The 16,012-nt window shown below is 33.3% G+C and carries 18 protein-coding genes; all 18 read left to right on the top strand.

From position 1 onward, the window contains the following. Nucleotides 1–839 precede the first annotated feature (839 nt). The 18 genes from KA926_RS12640 (at nt 840) to spoVG (ending at nt 15,112) form a co-directional block, all read left to right on the top strand. Entirely contained in the window at nt 840–2,183 is a 1,344-nt protein-coding gene (locus KA926_RS12640; protein WP_107386355.1) for an Orn/Lys/Arg family decarboxylase, read from the top strand. Nucleotide 2,184: 1 nt separating this feature from the next. Next, nucleotides 2,185–2,802, top strand: coding sequence for a dTMP kinase (tmk, locus tag KA926_RS12635; protein WP_107386356.1), 618 nt, complete (start codon nt 2,185–2,187; stop codon nt 2,800–2,802). 26 nt (nt 2,803–2,828) lie between these two features. Next, complete coding sequence (locus tag KA926_RS12630; protein ID WP_046206571.1) at nt 2,829–3,158, top strand: cyclic-di-AMP receptor; 330 nt, start codon at nt 2,829–2,831, stop codon at nt 3,156–3,158. 125 nt (nt 3,159–3,283) lie between these two features. Beyond that, nucleotides 3,284–4,210 carry a DNA polymerase III subunit delta' C-terminal domain-containing protein gene (locus tag KA926_RS12625; protein WP_107386357.1) on the top strand — a complete coding sequence of 309 codons (927 nt, stop codon included), beginning with the start codon at nt 3,284–3,286 and terminating at the stop codon, nt 4,208–4,210. A 2-nt stretch (nt 4,211–4,212) separates the two neighbouring features. Further along, nucleotides 4,213–5,016: a PSP1 domain-containing protein gene (locus KA926_RS12620; protein ID WP_107386358.1), complete on the top strand. Its 804-nt coding sequence runs from the start codon at nt 4,213–4,215 to the stop codon at nt 5,014–5,016. 15 nt (nt 5,017–5,031) lie between these two features. Further along, nucleotides 5,032–5,373 (top strand): DNA replication initiation control protein YabA, encoded by a 342-nt coding sequence (gene yabA, locus KA926_RS12615; protein WP_107386359.1) that lies wholly within the window; start codon nt 5,032–5,034, stop codon nt 5,371–5,373. Between the two features lie 110 nt (nt 5,374–5,483). Continuing rightward, entirely contained in the window at nt 5,484–6,209 is a 726-nt protein-coding gene (locus KA926_RS12610; protein ID WP_107386360.1) for a tRNA1(Val) (adenine(37)-N6)-methyltransferase, read from the top strand. Then, entirely contained in the window at nt 6,202–6,450 is a 249-nt protein-coding gene (locus KA926_RS12605; protein ID WP_107384057.1) for a GIY-YIG nuclease family protein, read from the top strand. Before KA926_RS12610 ends, KA926_RS12605 begins: the two co-directional genes overlap by 8 nt. 4 nt (nt 6,451–6,454) lie before the next feature. Continuing rightward, entirely contained in the window at nt 6,455–7,288 is an 834-nt protein-coding gene (rsmI, locus tag KA926_RS12600; protein ID WP_107386361.1) for a 16S rRNA (cytidine(1402)-2'-O)-methyltransferase, read from the top strand. A gap of 303 nt (nt 7,289–7,591) precedes the next feature. Further along, entirely contained in the window at nt 7,592–9,565 is a 1,974-nt protein-coding gene (metG, locus tag KA926_RS12595) for a methionine--tRNA ligase (protein WP_107386362.1), read from the top strand. A 26-nt stretch (nt 9,566–9,591) separates the two neighbouring features. After that, complete coding sequence (locus KA926_RS12590) at nt 9,592–10,365, top strand: TatD family hydrolase (protein WP_107386363.1); 774 nt, start codon at nt 9,592–9,594, stop codon at nt 10,363–10,365. A 132-nt stretch (nt 10,366–10,497) separates the two neighbouring features. Beyond that, complete coding sequence (gene rnmV, locus KA926_RS12585; RefSeq protein ID WP_107386364.1) at nt 10,498–11,049, top strand: ribonuclease M5; 552 nt, start codon at nt 10,498–10,500, stop codon at nt 11,047–11,049. Between the two features lie 6 nt (nt 11,050–11,055). Further along, nucleotides 11,056–11,940 carry a 16S rRNA (adenine(1518)-N(6)/adenine(1519)-N(6))-dimethyltransferase RsmA gene (rsmA, locus tag KA926_RS12580; protein WP_181187776.1) on the top strand — a complete coding sequence of 295 codons (885 nt, stop codon included), beginning with the start codon at nt 11,056–11,058 and terminating at the stop codon, nt 11,938–11,940. A gap of 98 nt (nt 11,941–12,038) precedes the next feature. After that, nucleotides 12,039–12,302 carry a biofilm formation stimulator Veg gene (veg, locus tag KA926_RS12575; RefSeq protein ID WP_019467722.1) on the top strand — a complete coding sequence of 88 codons (264 nt, stop codon included), beginning with the start codon at nt 12,039–12,041 and terminating at the stop codon, nt 12,300–12,302. Nucleotides 12,303–12,649: 347 nt separating this feature from the next. Next, nucleotides 12,650–13,498 carry a 4-(cytidine 5'-diphospho)-2-C-methyl-D-erythritol kinase gene (ispE, locus tag KA926_RS12570; RefSeq protein ID WP_107386365.1) on the top strand — a complete coding sequence of 283 codons (849 nt, stop codon included), beginning with the start codon at nt 12,650–12,652 and terminating at the stop codon, nt 13,496–13,498. 18 nt (nt 13,499–13,516) lie between these two features. Continuing rightward, nucleotides 13,517–14,341, top strand: a complete 825-nt coding sequence (gene purR / locus KA926_RS12565) for a pur operon repressor (RefSeq protein ID WP_107386366.1) — start codon at nt 13,517–13,519, stop codon at nt 14,339–14,341. A 17-nt stretch (nt 14,342–14,358) separates the two neighbouring features. Then, nucleotides 14,359–14,733, top strand: a complete 375-nt coding sequence (locus tag KA926_RS12560; protein ID WP_019467719.1) for a RidA family protein — start codon at nt 14,359–14,361, stop codon at nt 14,731–14,733. Nucleotides 14,734–14,803: 70 nt separating this feature from the next. Next, a complete protein-coding gene (spoVG, locus tag KA926_RS12555) occupies nt 14,804–15,112 on the top strand; it encodes a septation regulator SpoVG (protein WP_019467718.1) in 309 nt (102 codons plus the stop codon). The last annotated feature ends 900 nt before the right edge of the window (nt 15,113–16,012 follow it).

Raw genomic sequence — 16,012 nt, 5'->3', positions numbered from 1 at the left:
TCAGTAAAGCTCCTTAGCGCCGAAGGTAGCTGACTTACGTTCCGCAAGAGTAGGACGTTGCCAGGCTATTAAGAACCGAAAGGGTCTCTTTTTTTGCATCAAAAAGGAGCTTAACTTCCAGTTCGAAGAACTGTAAACTGACAAAAGAAAGCGTTTGAAGCTGACGAAGTGAGCGAAAGACGAAACGAGCTTACAAGTGGTAAGTGAGTGAGGAAAGCGTGAAACTGAGAAAAGATGCGAGCGCTTGTCTAAAGTCAGGAAAGCTCCTTAGCGCCGAAGGTAGCTGACTTACGTTCCGCAAGAGTAGGACGTTGCCAGGCAATTAAGACCCGAAAGGGTCTCTTTTTTTGCATCAAAAGGAGCTTAACTTCCAGTTCGAAGAACTGTAAACTGACAAAAGAAAGCGTTTGAAGCTGACGAAGTGAGCGAAAGACGAAACGAGCTTACAAGTGGTAAGTGAGTGAGGAAAGCGTGAAACTGAGAAAAGATGCGAGCGCTTGTCTAAAGTCAGGAAAGCTCCTTAGCGCCGAAGGTAGCTGACTTACGTTCCGCAAGAGTAGGACGTTGCCAGGCAATTAAGACCCGAAAGGGTCTTTTTTTGCATCAAAAGAATTTTAACTGCATGGGTTGATGTATAAATACTATTAATTTTAAAAAAGTAATCATGATACTTTGACGGTATGGTCTTCAAGTGCGCTCATTTTTTTATGTTATTATGTTAAAATGTAGAAGATTAAAACGTTATACTGTTGTATAAGCAGATGTGTATTTTACTATATAATAGTAGTATTGTAATGAAACAAAAATATAGAAATAGAAATTGAAAAGTGAGGATAAGTATGAGTGAATCATTGTTACATAAATTGAAAGGATTATTAGCTGAAGAACCTATTTCATTACATGTACCTGGACATAAAAATATGACTATCGGATACTTAAACCAATTGAATTTTAAAATGGATATGACAGAAATTACAGGACTTGATGACTTACATTCCCCTGAGTCTGTAATAGCTGAAAGTATGCAAAGAGTTACCAAACATCCTGATTATGACGCTTATTATTTAGTAAATGGTACCACTTCAGGAATATTGTCTGTAATTCAAGCATTTTCCTCAAAAAAAGGGGATTATGCGATAGTGCGGAATGCACATAAATCTGTATTTCATGCATTAGATTTAATAAAGGCAAAAGCACAATTATTAAAAATGGATATTAGTGATGCTACGAATCAATATCTAGGACCTAACAAAACGTCATTATATGATCAAGTTAAAGATAGTAAGCTAGCGGTATTTACTTATCCTAATTATTATGGTGAATGTTTTGATATTAAATTTGTTATGGAATGTTTAAAGTCATTGAAAATACCAACGCTAATCGATGAAGCACATGGTGCACATCTAGGTTTAGAACATTTCCCTGAGACAACATTAAACTTGGGCGCGGATTATGTTGTGCAATCATATCATAAAACATTGCCATCACTAACGATGAGTTCAGTGATATTTATTCATAAAAATGCACCTTATAGAGAAGAGGTCATAAAATATTTATCTTATTTTCAATCTTCTAGTCCATCTTATCTATTAATGAGTAGTTTAGAACTCGCGCAAAAATTTTATGAAGACTATAATAGTGAACATTTTTTTCAAAAAAGAGAACAACTGATTCAACGATTAAAAAGCAAAGGGTTAGAAGTTGTTGAGGTTGATGATCCACTGAAAATAAATGTAAGATGTAAGGGATATAATGGCTATGAATTGCAATCATACTTTGAAACACAGCATATTTATGTTGAATTGGCTGATGACCTTCAAGTATTAATGGTCTTGCCATTATGGCATGAAGATGATCAATACCCATTTGATGAACTATTATCAAGGATTGAAAAAATCCAATTAGTAGAGAGACCGCGGGATATAAATACTAGCATACCGTATAGAACTGAAAGTAGTGTGTACTATGGTGGCGAAATACAGCATGTGCGAAAAATAGACATTAAACATGCTGGAAATAAAATATTAGCCAATCACATTGTGCCATATCCTCCTGGCGTTCCGTTAATGTTTAAGGGAGAAAAAATAACAGAAGATATGGTAAAATTAATGGATTATTGGTGTGAACATCATCAAAGAGTTGAAGGAATTAAAAATTTAAAAATAGAAATTAAGGATGAATAAGATGTCAGCTTTTATAACTTTTGAAGGACCAGAAGGTTCTGGAAAAACAACTGTGATACAACAAGTTGCAGAAAAACTAAAACATGAATATCATATTGTACTTACGAGAGAGCCAGGAGGCGTAAAGACAGGAGAGCAGATAAGAGAAGTATTACTCGAGGGAGAAGACATGGATGATCGGACTGAAGCATTATTATTTGCTGCATCAAGACGCGAACATCTTGTAGGCAAAGTTATCCCAGCATTAGATAATGGTAATATTGTTTTATGTGATCGCTATATTGATAGTTCATTAGCATATCAAGGGTATGCAAGGGGTATAGGTATAGAAGAAGTTAAATCTATTAATGAATTTGCGATTAATGGATTATATCCAGATTTAACTATCTATCTAGATGTAAGTGTCGAAGTTGGTAGAGAGAGAATACTAAAAAATCAAAGAAATCAAAATCGTTTAGATCAAGAAGATGTAAAATTTCATGAAAAAGTAGTTGAAGGTTATAAAAAGATTATTCATAATGAGTCTGAACGCTTTATTGTAATTAATGCGGATCAAAGTATAGATAAAGTAGTGAATACAACGTATGAATCTATCACCAATTATTTAGAAAAATTATGATATAATATTCAAAAGAGGTGTTTAGTATGAAAATGATTATAGCAATCGTACAAGACCAGGATAGTCAGGAACTTTCGGACAAACTTGTTAAACATAATTTTAGAGCGACAAAACTTGCAACAACAGGCGGATTTTTAAGAGCAGGCAACACAACGTTCTTATCAGGTGTAGAAGATAATCGTGTCGATGAAATGCTACAGGTTATTAATGATACTTGTGGTAATAGAGAACAACTTGTATCGCCGATTACCCCGATGGGTGGAAGCGCTGATTCATATATACCTTATCCAGTTGAAGTGGAAGTTGGCGGCGCAACGGTATTTGTTATGCCAGTAGAAGCGTTCCATCAATTCTAAAAATATGGTTGCTGTATATGGTAACTTTTCGAATTACATGTTGCTAAGTGATTAGCTAATGTTAAATGTAATTTGTTAAGGCACTGTGTATTAGCAGCCTTTTTATATAAAGGAGCAACATTATCATGGATGAATTAGAAAGACTGACAAAAGCATATCAATCTAATAAACTATCGCATGCATATTTATTTGAAGGTGACGATGGACAGACAATGCAACAAGTTGCTATCGATTTTTCTAAAATGATTTTATGTGGTGAAGAAAATCAATGTCAGTTAAAAGTAGAAACATTTAATCATCCAGATTTTATGTATGTGTCTTCTGAAGAAACGACAATAAAAAAGGATCAAATAGAGCAATTAGTACATCATATGAATCAATTGCCTATTGAAGGAAATTATAAAGTATATATTATAGAATCCTTTGAAAAATTAACGATTCAAGGTGAAAATAGTATATTAAAATTTCTAGAAGAGCCTCCAGATAATACAATTGCCATTTTATTAACTACGAAACCAGAGCAAATTTTAGACACAATTCACTCGAGATGTCAGCATGTTTATTTTAAACCAATTAATAAATTAAATTTTATAGATAGATTAGTGGAGCGAGAAATCACACGACCTGTTGCGGAATTGTTAAGCGCCTATACAACACAGATAGAGACTGCAGTTGCGTTAAACGAAGACTCAGACTTAATGGCACTGCGAAAGAGTATCATTAAATGGTGTCAGTTAATATTGAAAAATCGTTCTATGGCATTAATAGCAATTGTTGATTTATTGAAACAAGCTAAAAACAGACGCTTACAGTTATTATCATTGGCAGCAGTTAACAGTTTCTTTGAAGATATTATGCATGCTAAAGTAGGATTAGAAGATGAAATGATATTTCAAGATTTACAGGTGGAAATTAAACAATACGCACAAAATTTAACATATAATCAGATTGTTTTAATGTTTGATCAGTTAACTGAAGCACATAAAAAATTAAATCAAAATGTAAATCCAACATTAGTATTTGAACAAATCGTTATAAAAGGGGTGAAATAATTATGCAAAACGTAGTAGGTATACACTTTCAACACGCAGGTAAAATGGAATATTACTCACCACAAAATTTTGACTTAAGTTTGGGTGAGTGGGTTGTTGTTGAATCAAAACGAGGATTAGAAGTTGGAAGAGTGAAGTATGAACCTTTAAATGTAGCTGATGAAGATGTCGCATTACCTTTAAAACAGATTGTTCGTAAAGCTACAGAAAAAGATATAGTACAATACGAACAAAATGAACATGATGCAAAAGATGCTTTGAATTTGTGCAAAGATATCATTCAACAACAGCATTTGGATATGCGTTTAGTAAATTGTGAATTTACTTTGGATAAATCGAAAGTTATTTTTAATTTTACATCAGATGAGCGTGTAGATTTTAGAAAATTAGTGAAGGTATTAGCTCAAAAATTGAGAACAAGAATAGAATTAAGACAAATCGGTGTTAGAGATGAAGCAAAATTATTGGGGGGCATTGGACCTTGTGGTCGTTCGTTATGTTGTTCGACTTTTTTAGGTGACTTTGAACCAGTTTCGATAAAAATGGCTAAAGATCAGAATTTATCATTAAATCCTTCAAAGATTTCTGGTGCTTGTGGTCGGCTTATGTGCTGTTTAAAATATGAAAATGACTATTATGAAGAAGCAAGAGCTCAGTTACCAGATGTTGGGGATGTCATTGAAACGCCGGAAGGTAATGGTAGAGTTGTGGGCTTAAATATTTTAGATATATCTATGCAGGTTAAAATAGAGGGTCTTGAACAACCATTAGAATATAAAATGGAAGAATTAGAAACATTAAATTAGGAGGCCGTGACAACATTGAATCGAAGCGACATATTTGAAAATCTAGCTCATTTAGAGGAAAACATTAATCAAATTAATCGTGACATGTTAAATTTAAAAAATCTTACAGTAGCATTAATTGAAGAAAATGTCGCATTACAAATAGAGAATGAGAATTTAAAAACATTAATAGGTAAAGAAGAAAAAACTAAAAAAATAGAAAATGATAAAAAAGATCAACCTAAACGCCCATTACGTAGCAAAGATAATTTAGCGATGCTATACAAAGAAGGCTTTCATATATGCAATGGAGAGCTATTTGGCAAACATAGAAAAGGCGACGACTGTCTGTTTTGTCTCGAAGTATTAAGTGAGTAGTATAAATATCATTTATAAAAATAGAAAAATATGGAGTTGAGGATGAGAAAAGCGATAGGCTTCATTAGCGAAGCATCGTAAACTCATCCTCTTTTTTGGAGGTTACAAAAATGTTAATGGAAAATGAGAGGTATGATTTTTTATTAAAAGAGAAATTAGAAATTATACAAAATGATGATGTTTTTTCTTTTTCAACGGATGCTTTGTTACTCGCGCATTTTACAAAAGTAAAGAAAAAAGATGTCATTATGGATCTGTGTTCCGGTAATGGTGTTATTCCTTTGTTACTATCTCATAAAGGAAATCAATTTATTGAAGGTATCGAAATACAAGCACAATTAGTGAACATGGCTAAAAGAAGTATTGCTCACAATCATCTGAACAAAAGAATTCATATGTATCATATGGATTTGAAGCAAGCACATCATACGTTTAAACCATCACAGTATAGTCTTGTTACATGTAATCCTCCGTATTTTAAAGTGAATCAACAATTTCAGCATCAAAAAGATGCACATAAAATTGCGAGACATGAGATAATGTGTACATTGGATGATTGTTGTTTTGAGGCGCGGCATTTATTGAAAGAAGGCGGTAGGTTTTTAATTGTCCATCGTGCTGACCGTCTTATGGATGTCTTAAGTAGTATGAGACATTATCGAATAGAACCTAAGAAGCTTTATTTTATTTATAGTAAACCTGGTAAAGTAGCTCAAACAATTGTAGTTGAGGGTAGAAAAGGTGGTAACCAAGGTTTAGACATACAGCAACCATTCTATATATATAATGAAGATGGAACATATTCAGAAGAAATGAGAGAAATCTATTATGGATAAGCATTTTATTTATATCGTTAGATGTAAAGATGGAAGTTTATATACTGGTTATGCAAAAGATATAGAACAAAGAATAGCAAAACATAATAGCGGTCAAGGTGCTAAATATACTAAAATAAGACGGCCAGTAGAGTTAGTTTATCAAGAAATGTTTGATACTAAATCAGAAGCTATGAAGCGTGAATATGAAATCAAAACATTTTCTAGACAGAAAAAATTACAGCTGATAAGTGAGGGATAGAAGTATGGCGACATTGTATTTAGTAGGTACACCAATTGGAAATTTAGCTGATATTACATATAGAGCAGTTGATATTTTACGAACAGTAGACTTGATTGCATGTGAAGATACACGTGTGACAAAAAAGCTTTGTGCACATTATGATATACACGCACCGTTGAAATCATATCATGACCATAATAAAGCACAGCAGACGGAATACCTCATTCAGCAATTACAGGAAGGGGTTAATATTGCGTTAGTGTCAGATGCTGGGCTACCTTTGATAAGTGATCCTGGATACGAACTTGTAGTAGCTGCTAGAAATAATGGAATCAGAGTTGAGACCGTACCTGGGCCAAATGCCGGGTTAACCGCATTGATGGCAAGTGGGTTACCCTCATTTACATACACGTTTCTTGGGTTTTTACCAAGGAAAGAAAAGGCGAAATATGATTTATTAGAACAACGCATGTTTCAAGATAGTACCTTGATTATTTATGAATCACCGCACCGTGTTAAAGATACATTAAAGACCATTTATAAAATAGATGCGCAAAGAAATGTATCATTAGGTAGGGAATTGACCAAAAAATTCGAAGAAATTATCACGGATAAAGTGGAAAACTTACTAATGAAACTAGATGAAGGAGAAATACTTACAAAAGGCGAATTTGTCATCATCATTGAAGGGGACATTGCAGCAGAAGATACGTCTTGGTTTGAAAATATGTCTATACATGAACACGTTGGACATTATATTAATAAGAATATGAAACCTAAAGCAGCGATTAAACAAGTTGCTGAAGACAGGCAAATGAAGACAAGTGAAGTATATGATGTATATCATAATGTATAAAACGCAAGCTTACAAAATGCAATGCTAAAAAGAAAATTAAATAATAACTTTTTTGAAATTTTATCAATAAAACCAAGCGAAAAATTCCCATAACAAGCTTGATTTATGGTAATGTAGATAAGATAGAGATTATTTATCATGTTGTAAAATGAGTGAAAATTGCTAACGGACAAATACTTAATTTTATGCTAAATCAAACGTATTAAAATGATTAATAAATATAAATTGAACACTTATCTGCTTCATTGAAAATAAAAATAAATTTAGATATATTTGAAGTGAAAGAAACGAGGAGGAACATTGATGGCGAAAGAAACATTTTATATCACTACACCTATATATTATCCGAGTGGGAATTTACATATCGGTCATGCATATACAACTACAGCTGGTGATGTCATCGCACGTTATAAAAGAATGCAAGGCTATGATGTTCGATATTTAACAGGAACGGATGAACATGGTCAAAAAATACAGGAAAAAGCGCAAAAAGCAGGGAAATCAGAATTAGATTATTTGGGTGAAATGATTTCAGGCATCAAAGCGTTATGGAAAAAGTTAGAGATATCCAATGATGACTTTATTCGTACAACTGAAGCGCGTCATAAAGAAGTTGTACAACAAATATTTGAACGCTTATTGGCACAAGGTGACATATATCTTGGTGAATACGAAGGCTGGTATTCTGTACCGGATGAAACGTATTATACGGAAACACAACTTGTTGATCCTGTATATGAGAATGGTGCAATTGTCGGAGGTAAAAGCCCTGATTCTGGACACGAAGTAGAATTGGTAAAAGAAGAAAGCTATTTCTTTAATTTATCAAAATATACTGACCGCTTATTAGAATTTTATGATGAAAATCCAGATTTTATTCAACCACCGTCTCGTAAAAATGAGATGATTAATAATTTCATCAAACCAGGATTAGAAGATTTAGCAGTATCTCGTACATCATTTGACTGGGGTATTCATGTTAAATCGAATCCAAAGCATGTTGTTTATGTGTGGATTGATGCGCTAGTAAACTACATATCATCACTTGGTTATTTATCAGATGATGATAGCTTGTTTAAAAAATATTGGCCTGCAGATATCCATATTATGGCGAAGGAAATTGTTAGATTCCATTCCATTATCTGGCCGATTTTATTGATGGCCTTAGATATTCCATTACCTAAAAAAGTATTTGCTCATGGTTGGATTTTAATGAAAGATGGCAAAATGAGTAAATCAAAAGGAAACGTAGTAGATCCTAACGTATTGATTGATCGTTATGGCTTAGATGCAACACGTTATTATTTAATGCGTGAATTACCATTTGGTTCTGACGGCGTATTTACTCCAGAAGGCTTCGTAGAACGTACAAATTATGATTTAGCTAATGATTTAGGTAACCTAGTTAACCGTACAATTTCAATGGTTAATAAATATTTTAATGGCGAACTACCAGCTTATGAAGGTCCTAAACACGAATTAGACGAAGAAATGGAACAATTGGCACTTGATACAGTGAAAACGTTCCATGAAAATATGGATAATTTACAATTCTCAGTGGCACTTTCAACAATATGGAAATTTATAAGTAGAACGAATAAATATATCGATGAAACAACACCTTGGATTTTAGCAAAAGATGAGAATCAGAAAGACATGCTTGGCAATGTTATGGCTCATTTAGTAGAGAATATTCGTATCATTGCAGTGCTATTAAGACCATTCTTAACAAATGCGCCAAGACAAATTTTTGAACAGTTAAATATCAATTCACCTGAATTATATGAATTTAACAGTATAGAACAGTATGGTGCGTTAACAGAGCCTATTATGGTAAGTAGTAAACCGCAACCTATTTTCCCACGCTTAGAAAGTGATGCTGAAATAGAATATATCAAGCAATCTATGCAACCAGATAAGGTCGAAGAAGCGCAAGAAGAAGTACCTAGTAAAGCACAAATTGATATCAAAGATTTTGATAAGGTAGAAATCAAAGCGGCCACGATTATTGATGCTGAGAATGTAAAAAAATCTGATAAATTATTAAAAATCCAAGTTGATTTAGATAATGAACAACGTCAAATCGTTTCAGGCATTGCTAAGTTCTATCAACCTGAAGATATTATCGGGAAAAAAGTTGCGGTAGTTACCAACTTGAAGCCGGCTAAATTAATGGGTCGAAAATCAGAAGGTATGATTTTATCTGCTGAAAAAGATGGTGTACTTACACTGGTAAGCCTTCCGAATGCAATTCCAAATGGTGCAGTAATTAAGTAATCATTAGATAAAGGGAGCGATTTAATATGCTAATCGATACACATGTTCATTTAAATGCAGAACAATATGATGAAGATTTAGAAGCGGTTATTGAGCGCGCAAGAGATAATGGCGTAGATCGTATGTTTGTAGTAGGCTTTGATACACCGACTGTTGAACGTACAATGGAGCTAATTGATCAATACGACTTTATATACGGTATTATTGGATGGCACCCTGTAGATGCTATTGATTGCACAGAAGAAAGATTGGCATGGATAGAAAAGTTGGCAGCACACCCTAAAGTTATTGGAATTGGTGAGACTGGTTTAGATTATCACTGGGATAAATCTCCAAAAGATGTCCAACAAGCGCTGTTCAGAAAGCAAATTGCGTTAGCTAAGCGCGTTAATCTACCAATCATTATTCATAATAGAGAGGCAACACAAGACTGTGTAGATATTTTAAAAGAAGAGCATGCAGAAGAAATTGGCGGTATTATGCATAGCTTTAGTGCGTCACCTGAGATTGCAGATGATGTCATTAATAAATTGAATTTCTATGTATCTTTAGGAGGCCCTGTCACATTTAAAAATGCGAAGCAGCCTAAAGAAGTTGCTAAACATGTACCATTTGATAGATTATTAGTTGAAACAGACGCACCGTTCCTATCTCCACATCCATACAGAGGGAAGCGAAATGAACCAGCACGTGTAACTTTGGTAGCTGAACAAATTGCTGAGTTACGCGAAATTAGCTATGAGGAAGTTTGCCGTCAAACAACTGAAAATGCTGAACGGTTATTTAAATTAAAAGCATAAAGATATTATTTTAAAGGTATCGGTCTGAAATATGGCTTAGTTGGTATATGAATACTAAGAGTAACCATAATTTGAGCCGGTACCTTTTTATTTTTTCTGAAATGAAGTAAAAAATGAAAGGTGTCACAATAAATGAAGATAAATGAATTTATTGTAGTAGAGGGAAGAGATGATACAGAGCGGGTAAAAAACGCTGTTGATTGCGACACAATTGAAACAAATGGAAGTGCAATTGATGAAAAAACGTTGAATGTGATTGCACAAGCATATGAAACACGAGGTGTCATTGTTTTAACAGATCCTGATTTCCCAGGTGATAAAATTCGTAATACAATAAAAAAGCATATTCCAGGGGTTAAACATGCTTATATTGATCGAGATAAAGCCAAGAGTAAACGTGGTAAAATAGGTGTCGAACATGCGAAAATCGAAGATATCAAAGAAGCTTTGATTCATGTGAGCACGCCATTCGGAGAGGGATATGAAAGCATCAATAAGGATGTTTTGATTGATCTTGGATTAATTATAGGTAAAGACGCACGCAGAAAAAGGGAAATTTTAGGAAGAAAACTTCATATCGGCCATTCTAACGGGAAACAACTACTTAACAAGTTAAATGCTTTTGGTTATACAGAAGAAGACGTTAGAAATGCCTTGAAAGATAATAAAGGAAGTGAAGAATAATTGGATATGAAAGATATTGCCACACCATCGCGAACAAAAGCACTTCTAAATCATTATGGTTTTAGCTTCAAAAAAAGTTTAGGCCAAAACTTTTTAATTGATGTCAACATTATCCATAATATTATAGATGCGAGTAATATAGATGAACGTACGGGTGTTATTGAAGTAGGTCCAGGTATGGGGTCACTGACAGAACAATTGGCTAAAAGTGCAAAAAAAGTAATTGCTTTTGAAATTGATCAACGCTTAATACCAGTACTGAATGAAACAATGGCACCATATAAAAATGTTACGGTGATCAATGAAGATATATTGAAAGCGGATATTGCACATTATGTGACACATGAACTAGCAGATTGTGAGCAAATTTTAGTTGTTGCTAATTTACCATATTATATAACTACACCTATTTTATTAAACTTAATGCAACAAAAATTACCAATTGATGGTTATGTAGTAATGATGCAAAAAGAAGTTGGTGAACGATTAAACGCTGAGGTAGGAACAAAAGCTTATGGATCCTTATCTATAGTTGCGCAGTTTTATACCGAAACCAGCAAAGTGTTGACTGTACCGAAGACAGTATTCTTACCACCTCCAAACGTAGATTCAATCGTAGTGAAGTTAATGAAACGTGAACAACCACTTGTCGATGTAGACGACGAAGATAAATTTTTCAAATTGTCTAAAGCTGCATTCGGGCAAAGAAGAAAAACCATCAACAATAATTATCAAAGTTTGTTTGTTGATGGAAAAGCAAATAAAGAGATAATTGTAAATTGGTTAGAAGCTAGTGGCATTAACCCTAAAAGACGTGGGGAAACGCTTTCTATAAAAGAATTTGCAAATTTATATAATGAATTGAAAAATTTCCCAGAATTGGAATTTTAAATGATTGACAACTGCGTATGACCTTGCTAAAATTGACGTTTATTTGACAAAATCGCGCTAAATGTGTTATTATACAATATGTAGCGAGGTGGAGCAATATGCCAAAATCTATTGGAGACATCAAAAATTCACTTGATTGTCAATTAGGAAACCGTATTGTACTGAAAGCGAATGGTGGTCGTAAAAAAACAATTGAGCGTAGCGGTGTTTTAAAAGAAACTTACCCATCCGTTTTTATTGTTGAACTAGACCAAGATATTCATAATTTTGAGCGTGTATCATATACATACACTGACGTTTTAACAGAAAACGTACAAGTTTCTTTTGAAGATGATAATCATCAAGAAGCAATTGCACACTAAATAGCAGTAATATAAATTGAAAATTTGGTTCAAGCAACCATATTTTTATTTCAGACATTAATATGAGATTGATTAGAAAAAGGTATGTTGGTGAATAGTCATCAATATACCTTTTTCTTTTGAAATATTATAGAATTCATCAGAATTAAAGAGATATAGTTTTATTACGTCAAAATATTATTGTAAAATAAGGAACTAACTGGTTGAATGATACGTTAAGGTGCTTAAAGTGATAAGCAAGGTAAATTGGGCAATAAACTTATAAAATTTTGAAAAAAGAATAACGCAAGTATAACAATATGTTAAAATCATTTTATTACCATATCGAATTGAAAGAGGGTGGGAATATGATTTATGAGACTGCGCCAGCAAAAATAAATTTAACGTTGGACACACTCTTCAAACGAGATGATGGTTTTCATGAAGTTGAAATGATTATGACAACGATTGATCTTAATGATCGTTTATCTTTTGAACTGCGCAAAGATAAAAAAATAGTTGTGGACGTAGAGCAAAGTTATGTTCCCTCCGATAATAAAAATTTAGCTTACAAAGCTGCAGAGTTAATGAAAGAAACTTATAATTTAAAGCAAGGTGTTACGATTACAATAGATAAAGATATACCAGTTTCAGCTGGCCTTGCAGGTGGATCGACAGACGCTGCTGCAACATTAAGAGGAATGAATCGACTATATAAGCTAAATAGACCTTTAGAAGAATTGTGTGAGTTAGGCATACAAATAGGAACTGATATTCCTTTTTGTATATATGGGAGAACCGCTTTTTGTAGAGGAAAAGGGGAATTGATTAGATTTATGAACAAGCCGCCTTCTGCATGGGTGATTGTTGCTAAGCCAGATTTAGGCATTTCCTCTCCTGATATTTTTAAAAAGTTAGATTTAACTCAAGAACATGAGGTTTATACTGAAACTTGTAAAGAAGCATTGGATACGGGGAATTATGAATTATTATGTAATAGTCTTTCAAACAGATTGGAACCCATCTCTGGAGAAATGTATTCAGATATTTATAAAATCAAAGAAAATATGCTTAAAAATGGAGCAGATGGTGCTCTAATGAGTGGGAGTGGTCCAACCGTTTATGGATTAACACAAAAAGAACGTCAAGCCAGGCATGTGTATAATGCGGTCAATGGCTGTTGTAACGAAGTATATATTGCAAGATTATTAGGTTAGTGAGAAGGGATGAATAAAATGCGCTATAAAAGAAGTGAACGTATTGTTTATATGACACAATACTTGATGAACAACCCCAATAAATTAATACCTTTAACATTTTTTGTACAAAAATTTAAACAAGCAAAATCATCCATCAGTGAAGATGTACAAATTATTAAATCTACTTTTCAAAAAGAAAAACTGGGCACGGTGATAACGACTGCCGGAGCAAGTGGTGGAGTTACTTATAAACCACAGATGAGTAAAGCAGAAGCAAGTGAAGTTGTAGATGAAGTCATCGAACTTCTGCAAGAAAAGGACAGACTTTTGCCAGGTGGTTATTTATTCTTATCGGATTTAATGGGTAATCCCACTTTATTGAATAAGGTTGGAAAATTAATTGCAACGCTTTATATGGATCAAGAGTTGGATGCGATTGTAACTATCGCTACAAAAGGGATCTCACTAGCAAATGCAGTAGCGAATGTTTTAAATTTACCTGTAGTAGTGATAAGGAAAGATAATAAAGTAACCGAAGGCTCTACGGTCTCTATAAATTATGTGTCGGGTTCCACTAGAAAGATAGAAACGATGGTATTATCTAAGCGTACATTACCAGAAAACTCTAACGTTCTCGTTGTGGATGATTTTATGCGTGCAGGTGGTTCTATTAACGGTGTGATGAATTTAATGAATGAGTTTAAGGCACATGTTAAAGGGGTATCCGTATTAGTAGAATCAAAAGAAGTTAAGCAAAGATTAATTGAAGATTATACTTCCTTAGTTAGATTGTCTGATGTAGATGAATACAATCAGGAATTTAAAGTGGAAAAAGGCAACAGTTTAACTAAATTTACTTAAAGGAGCGGATCAACATCATGAAAGTAGTCAACACTTCAAAAGCACCAGAAGCATTGGGTCCATACTCACATGCAACGGTCATTAACGGGCTTGTGTTTACATCAGGACAAATCCCATTAAATTTAGATGGCGAAATTGTCAGTGATGATGTAAAAGCACAAACAAAGCAAGTCTTAGAAAATGTAAAAGTTGTATTAAATGAAGCTGGATCAAACATAGATTCAGTAATTAAAGCAACAATATTCATTGCTGATATGAATGAATTTCAAAATATAAATGAAGTTTATGGTGAATATTTTGCGGAACATCAACCGGCAAGAAGTTGTGTTGAAGTCGCAAGATTGCCTAAAGATGTAAAAGTTGAAATTGAAGTCATCGCAGAAGTGAAGTAATTTAAAGGATTTATAATTTTTGATGAAATTGTTAAGCTTCTAACAAAGAGATACTAGGGGGGCTCACTACATGAAAGTGACAGATGTAAGACTTAGAAAAATACAAACAGATGGAAGAATGAAAGCTTTAGTTTCAATAACTCTAGATGAATCATTTGTGGTGCATGATTTAAGAGTGATTGAAGGCAACTCAGGTCTATTCGTCGCAATGCCAAGTAAAAGAACACCAGATGGTGAATTTCGTGATATCGCGCATCCAATTAATTCAGAAATGAGACAAGAAATTCAAGATGCGGTTATGAAAGTTTATGACGAAACGGATGAAGTTATCCCTGATAAAAATGCTCAATCATCAGAAGAAACAAATGACGAAGCTTAATATATAAGACGAATCAAATTAAAAAAAGGGTTTGGGATATAAATCTCAATCTCAAAATAAAAAAGACTAATCCGTATACCAATGGATTAGTCTTTTTTTGTATTAAATATCTTGCGATTTCATCCGTGCATGCTTGCCTGGGGATATGGCTCGAGCCTGTAGTCTCTCGCTCATATCATTTCCTTGGGCGTCAGCACGATATAAAATCGCTATAAGTGATGTACTTATGTATAAAGAGAAAAATACTTTTACATTAGTAAATATCTATTGATAAATTTAAAAAGTATTTACCTTATAAAAATTTTAATGTGGTTTAATCTACGCTTCTAAGTGAAACTACCATTTTTACTTTCATTAAATATTATAAATATATATGATATGTTAGTTTTTTGTATTAAATATCTTGCGATTTCACCCGTGTATGCTTGCCTAGGGATATGGTTCGAGCCTGTAGTCTCTCACTCATATCATTTCCTTGGGCGTCAGCACGATATAAAATCGCTATAAGTGTAAAGAGAAATCACATTTATATAAAATGATTAATTACTTTAGTTGGATTTTCATTAACGAAAATCCAACCGTTTTGTGTATTAAACTAAAATATGAATATAAAGAATTGAAATAATTTATTATAATGAAAAGGTGACAAAAAATATATTTTTGCTTTTACAAATGAATAATAAATGGCTTAATATAATTACAAGTTATTTTAATAATTAGAAAAACTGACATTTAAATTAATAACGCCACGACCTCTGAAGCGCATTAGTATTTATAAAGTATGACATAAGTTTATGACAATCATTTTATTATGATTTATGGAAGTCAAAGATGACAATTATGAATATGTTTAGGAGAAAGAAAATAACTTGAATTGTTTCCATTGTATAACATTAGGGT

The organism is Staphylococcus sp. GDY8P94P (assembly GCF_017892255.1).
In the GTDB taxonomy this organism is placed as follows: domain Bacteria; phylum Bacillota; class Bacilli; order Staphylococcales; family Staphylococcaceae; genus Staphylococcus; species Staphylococcus cohnii.
Note: the sequence above shows the minus strand (reverse complement) of the source record. Positions and strands in the feature narration are given on the sequence as shown.

Excerpts from the sequence above, each read along its gene's own strand:
- KA926_RS12640 (WP_107386355.1), top strand. The coding sequence starts at position 840 with ATGAGTGAATCATTGTTACATAAATTGAAAGGATTATTAGCTGAAGAA.
- tmk (WP_107386356.1), top strand. The coding sequence starts at position 2,185 with ATGTCAGCTTTTATAACTTTTGAAGGACCAGAAGGTTCTGGAAAAACA.
- KA926_RS12630 (WP_046206571.1), top strand. The coding sequence starts at position 2,829 with ATGAAAATGATTATAGCAATCGTACAAGACCAGGATAGTCAGGAACTT.
- KA926_RS12625 (WP_107386357.1), top strand. The coding sequence starts at position 3,284 with ATGGATGAATTAGAAAGACTGACAAAAGCATATCAATCTAATAAACTA.
- KA926_RS12620 (WP_107386358.1), top strand. The coding sequence starts at position 4,213 with ATGCAAAACGTAGTAGGTATACACTTTCAACACGCAGGTAAAATGGAA.
- KA926_RS12610 (WP_107386360.1), top strand. The coding sequence starts at position 5,484 with ATGTTAATGGAAAATGAGAGGTATGATTTTTTATTAAAAGAGAAATTA.
- KA926_RS12605 (WP_107384057.1), top strand. The coding sequence starts at position 6,202 with ATGGATAAGCATTTTATTTATATCGTTAGATGTAAAGATGGAAGTTTA.
- rsmI (WP_107386361.1), top strand. The coding sequence starts at position 6,455 with ATGGCGACATTGTATTTAGTAGGTACACCAATTGGAAATTTAGCTGAT.
- metG (WP_107386362.1), top strand. The coding sequence starts at position 7,592 with ATGGCGAAAGAAACATTTTATATCACTACACCTATATATTATCCGAGT.
- KA926_RS12590 (WP_107386363.1), top strand. The coding sequence starts at position 9,592 with ATGCTAATCGATACACATGTTCATTTAAATGCAGAACAATATGATGAA.
- rnmV (WP_107386364.1), top strand. The coding sequence starts at position 10,498 with ATGAAGATAAATGAATTTATTGTAGTAGAGGGAAGAGATGATACAGAG.
- rsmA (WP_181187776.1), top strand. The coding sequence starts at position 11,056 with ATGAAAGATATTGCCACACCATCGCGAACAAAAGCACTTCTAAATCAT.
- veg (WP_019467722.1), top strand. The coding sequence starts at position 12,039 with ATGCCAAAATCTATTGGAGACATCAAAAATTCACTTGATTGTCAATTA.
- ispE (WP_107386365.1), top strand. The coding sequence starts at position 12,650 with ATGATTTATGAGACTGCGCCAGCAAAAATAAATTTAACGTTGGACACA.
- purR (WP_107386366.1), top strand. The coding sequence starts at position 13,517 with ATGCGCTATAAAAGAAGTGAACGTATTGTTTATATGACACAATACTTG.
- KA926_RS12560 (WP_019467719.1), top strand. The coding sequence starts at position 14,359 with ATGAAAGTAGTCAACACTTCAAAAGCACCAGAAGCATTGGGTCCATAC.
- spoVG (WP_019467718.1), top strand. The coding sequence starts at position 14,804 with ATGAAAGTGACAGATGTAAGACTTAGAAAAATACAAACAGATGGAAGA.